Below are 4,157 nucleotides of genomic sequence, written 5' to 3' on the forward strand. Positions count from 1 at the left end.
GCCGCACACACACCACCGGCCCCGCCACCGCGCGGGGCCGGACCCGTTTAACCCCGGGCCGGGAGTGCGCTGCCCCGCCCCGGGGGTCTCCGGCACGCCGGCTTTCCGCCGCTACCCGGCGCCGGCTTCCGGCGCCCCGAGATCCCGGACTGCCGGGCCCTCCAGGCGGCTGCCCTCAGGCGAGAAGCGTGAGCCGTGCAGGGGGCAGTCCCAGCTGCATTCGGCGTCGTTCCATTCGAGGATTCCGCCCAGATGCGTACAGACGGCGCTGACCCGCCGGGTGACGCCGCCAACCGTGCTTACCCCGGCAGGTTTGCCATGGCTGCGGTATACAACGCCCTGTCCCTCCGGCGGGGGAGAACCGGCGGACTGGACCATGGCTTCGGCCCAGCCGATTGCCATCCGGGCGCCGACCGCTGCGTTCGTTTCAACGGTGCTGGCGGCGTCGGTCGGACTGATCCGCACCTTGTACAGATCCTGCGCCCACTCCGGCCGGCCGTCCAGAATCTGTCCGCTCAGCGCCAGGGCCGCCGCGATGGCATTGGTCATGCCCCACTTGTCGAATCCCGTGGCGGTCTGGATCCATTGGTCACTCGGGGACAATCTGCCCACGTACGGCAGTGCCCCGGCAGGTTCGTAGTCCTGGGCCGACCACGAGTGAGTCGGTTCGGCACCTGGAAAGGTGCTCCGGGTCCAGCGCACCAAGTCCTCGAACTGTTCCTTGGGATGCTCCTTCCTGCCGACCACGTGACCATTGCCGCCGACAATCAGCAGTTCCCTGTCGTTGTGCCCTGCGGACCGCAGCGACCGGGTCGGCGTGTCCACCGAGAGGTACATGCCTGCGGGCACCGGTCCCGCTGTCTGGAAGGCCACCGCGTAGGATCGCTGGGGCTTGAGCACGCTGAAGTGTCCGCCGCGGTTTAGGAACGGGATGCCTGTGGCAAGCACCACGTTGTCTGCGCCGACCCGGCCCGTGTCGGTGTGGACGCTCAGCCTGCGTCCGGTGGCGTCGTGCTTGGACCTGACATCCGTGGCCCGGACCCTCTCCGCCAGCACGCCGCCGTGCGTGCGCAGTTCCCGGACCAGGGCCGCGAGGACGTGCATCGGGTGGATCTGGGCCTGGTGGGCCAGCTTCAGCGCACCGGTAACGGCGAAGGGCAGCTCCGCGGCGGCAGAGTTCAACTCTACGTCCAGGCCCGCGACCGTGCAGGCGTGCAGCTCCGCACGCAGGGTTTCGGCGCCCTTGTCGGTGGTGGCGTAGCTGTAGGCGTCCCGGTGCTGGAACGCGACCGCATGCTCCGCACAGAATCCCAGCAGCCAGTCCTGGGCCTCGCGCTGGGCCGCGACGTAGCTGCGCACTGCCTGCGGGCTGTGGTGGGCGAGGATGCGCGATAGCTTGCGGCCCTGCAGCAGGGAGACCTTGGCCGTCGTGTTTCCGGTGGTGACGGCGCCGGTGCTGCGGGCTTCCAATACGGCCACGCGGTGGCCGGCGCGGGCAAGCAGGACCGCTGTGCCCAGTCCTGTCAGTCCCGCGCCAACTACCACCGTGTCGTAGCCGGCTTCGGCGGTGAAGGGGTCGGACGGTATCTGCGGCGCTGAATCGAGCCAGAGCGAGACCATGGGGCGTCCTTTCGGCGGCTACCCCAACCACACCCTGTACCGGCCCCGTAGTCAAGCGGAATCGCATATTCAACGGTTAGCCGGCGGGAGGCACCGGTGACTGCCGGCGCGGGGTATCCTCGCTGGGCTTTGTCCGGCTGGCCAGGCATCGGATCTGCGGCACGACGGCGCTGTGGCACGGCTGCGAACCGGCCCGGCAGGTCTCGGCCCGGGAGCGGGAGGACAGGTGCCCGAAAAGCCGGCTCCGGACGACGGCGCGGTGCTGCCGATCCTGCACCTGAACAGCTACAAGACCGCCGCTCCCAGGATGCCGGCCAGGGTGCCCGGGCAGCAGCGGGTGCAGTTGCGGCCCGGGCTATGGCTATCTGCCGCCCTTCGTGACGGTGCAGGATCCACGTGAAACACGGCAGGCACACAAGGACTCCGCCGGGGTCTTGCGGCGCTGGCGCCCGCCCGGGACCTGCCGCTGCCGGCCTGTTCGGACCGCGCCGTCGCCGCACCGGGCAGGAACTGGTGAGCCCGGTGCCGAGCCTGGACGGCTGGCTGCGCCAGGTGAGCCGGCTGAACCCGGAGAACTTCGCGGTGTTTGGCCCGGACGGGACCGCCTCCAACGGGCCCGTCTGGATGTTACGGACAAGGCCCGGGAGCAGCGCCTGGACGCCGCGGACGAACACCTGGCCTGAAGCGGCAGCGCGATGCAGGTGCTCGGCGGGCAGCTGTGCCAGGACTGGCTGGACGACGACCCGCCCACCGGCCGGCACGGAGTGTCCAACTGCTGCAAGGCCTTCGTGCACGTCGTGGACGCCATGTCCAACCAGCACGGCAAGCGGCTGAAGGCCCGGCTGGTCAACGTGGTGGAGCTGATGCGGCTGCAGGACCCCGGGGAACATCCGCACGGCCTGCCCGGACGGCACTTCCACGGGCTCGTCACCGAGGACCCCGTTATCTTCGCCCGCCACGGCTGTCCCCGGCTCTGCGGAAGAGGGCACCGGCACGCGGAATACGGCCCGCAGGCACACCCGCGAAGCGGACAAGATCCGGCCCGCCTCCGGGACTGGACCTTGTAGAGGACTTGGAAAGGTTTAACTTTCTTGGCCTGCGGCCTATGAATCCGCGGGGATAACGTTACGCTGTACCTCAGGGGCTTGTACTGATTCTTGGGGAAGAAAGCAGCACTGAACATGGGGAGTTCATTAAAGCCGACTATCCGCGATGTCGCGGAACAGGCCGGTGTATCACTTGCAACCGTTTCCTACGTCCTGTCCGGCCGCAACGGGGGATCGACACGGATCAGCGAACCGACCAAGGAGCGGGTGCTCCAGGCGGCACAGGCGCTGGGCTATGTGGCCAACCACGCGGCGCGGGGCATGCGGCGCGGCCGCACGGACACCGTGGCCGTGGTCGTGGAGAACCTGGATTCGCCGTGGAACCGGTCGCTGGCCGAAGCGGCGTACCGGGTCCTGCCCGGACACGGCTACCGGGTGGTGATCCTGCTGGGCCAGGAGGCCTGGCGCAACTTCATGCTCTCCGGGGGAGCTGACGGCGCCATCCTGGGATTCAGCACCGGATCCGCCGAAGAGCAGCGGACCATCGCGGACCTGGCCGCGCGCGGCGCAGCCCAGGTCGTGATCTCGGAGACGCTCGAGCCCCGGGGCTTCGACGTTGTGTCCATGGGCGAAGGCGGCGGAATCGCCGAAGCCGCCGGGTACCTGGCAGGCCGGCACCGCAGGATCGGTGTCATCCACCGCGCCCCGGCGGAAACCGGGCCCGGCGGGGACCGGCTGGAGCTGTTCCGCGCGGCGCTCCAGCACCACGGTGTGGAACTGGACCCGGCGCTGGTCCGTTCCTCCGGAGGGTCGTGGCGGAAGACCTACACGGAGGCCATCGACCTGCTCACCCGGGCCGAGCCGCCCACCGCGGTCTTTGCCACCGCGGACCTGGACGCCCTTTGTGTGTCAGTGGCCGCAGACCGGCTGGGCATCAAGGTCCCGCAGGAGCTGGAGATTATCGGCGTTGGAAATTCGGAGATCGGCCAGGAAGCCGAACCCGTGCTGAGCACGGTGGGCCCGGAACCCATCCAGGAAGACGTCGTCCGGCTGCTGCTGTCCCGGCTCGAGAACCGGCCGCAGAAGCAGCAGGAGGAGGAGGGCAACCCGGCGGGCCGCCACGTGCCGGCGCCGTGGAAGCTGCATTTCAGGGGCACCACGGTGCGCCAGGACGGCGGGGCCTGAGCGGCAGGGCCGGCCGTGGACACGGATATTTCGCATCATGCCTATGGGCCGGACCCAAGCCAGTACGCCGAACTGTACGTTCCGGCGGTGCGCAGCCGGCGCACCGCCGTCGTCCTCGTGCACGGCGGCTATTGGCGGGCAGCCTACGGGGCAGCGCTTGGCCGGCCGCTGGCACGGGACCTGGCCGCCCGGGGCTGGCTGTGCTGGAACCTTGAGTACCGCCGGGCCGGCAACGGCGGGGGCTGGCCGCAGACCTTCGAGGATGTGGCGGCCGGGATCGACGCGCTCGCCACCGCCGCGGCAGCC

4 protein-coding genes and 1 pseudogene are annotated in these 4,157 nt (G+C 69.8%); 4 read left to right on the forward strand and 1 reads right to left on the reverse strand.

Translation table 11 applies throughout. The features are described 5' to 3' along the window. Window positions 1-111: 111 nt before the first annotated feature. The gene (locus tag ACFQ36_RS21175; protein WP_377017273.1) at window positions 112-1,620 is read right to left on the reverse strand and encodes an FAD-dependent oxidoreductase; all 1,509 of its coding nucleotides are present in this window, start codon (window positions 1,618-1,620) and stop codon (window positions 112-114) included. A gap of 226 nt (window positions 1,621-1,846) precedes the next feature. Here ACFQ36_RS21175 and ACFQ36_RS21180 point away from each other — a divergent pair, with 226 nt between their 5' ends. The 4 genes and pseudogenes from ACFQ36_RS21180 to ACFQ36_RS21195 all read left to right on the forward strand — a co-directional run. After that, entirely contained in the window at window positions 1,847-2,020 is a 174-nt protein-coding gene (locus tag ACFQ36_RS21180) for a hypothetical protein (protein ID WP_377017275.1), read from the forward strand. A 295-nt stretch (window positions 2,021-2,315) separates the two neighbouring features. Continuing rightward, a complete protein-coding gene (locus ACFQ36_RS21185; protein WP_377017277.1) occupies window positions 2,316-2,687 on the forward strand; it encodes a hypothetical protein in 372 nt (123 codons plus the stop codon). A 114-nt stretch (window positions 2,688-2,801) separates the two neighbouring features. Further along, window positions 2,802-3,851 (forward strand): LacI family DNA-binding transcriptional regulator, encoded by a 1,050-nt coding sequence (locus ACFQ36_RS21190; RefSeq protein ID WP_377017279.1) that lies wholly within the window; start codon window positions 2,802-2,804, stop codon window positions 3,849-3,851. Window positions 3,852-3,866: 15 nt separating this feature from the next. Next, window positions 3,867-4,157 (forward strand): annotated as a pseudogene (locus tag ACFQ36_RS21195) (alpha/beta hydrolase); the annotation flags it as partial.

The organism is Arthrobacter sp. GCM10027362 (assembly GCF_042679445.1).
Lineage (GTDB): Bacteria > Actinomycetota > Actinomycetes > Actinomycetales > Micrococcaceae > Crystallibacter.

Excerpts from the sequence above, each read along its gene's own strand:
- ACFQ36_RS21185 (WP_377017277.1), top strand. The coding sequence starts at position 2,316 with ATGCAGGTGCTCGGCGGGCAGCTGTGCCAGGACTGGCTGGACGACGAC.
- ACFQ36_RS21190 (WP_377017279.1), top strand. The coding sequence starts at position 2,802 with ATGGGGAGTTCATTAAAGCCGACTATCCGCGATGTCGCGGAACAGGCC.
- ACFQ36_RS21175 (WP_377017273.1), bottom strand. The coding sequence starts at position 1,620 with ATGGTCTCGCTCTGGCTCGATTCAGCGCCGCAGATACCGTCCGACCCC.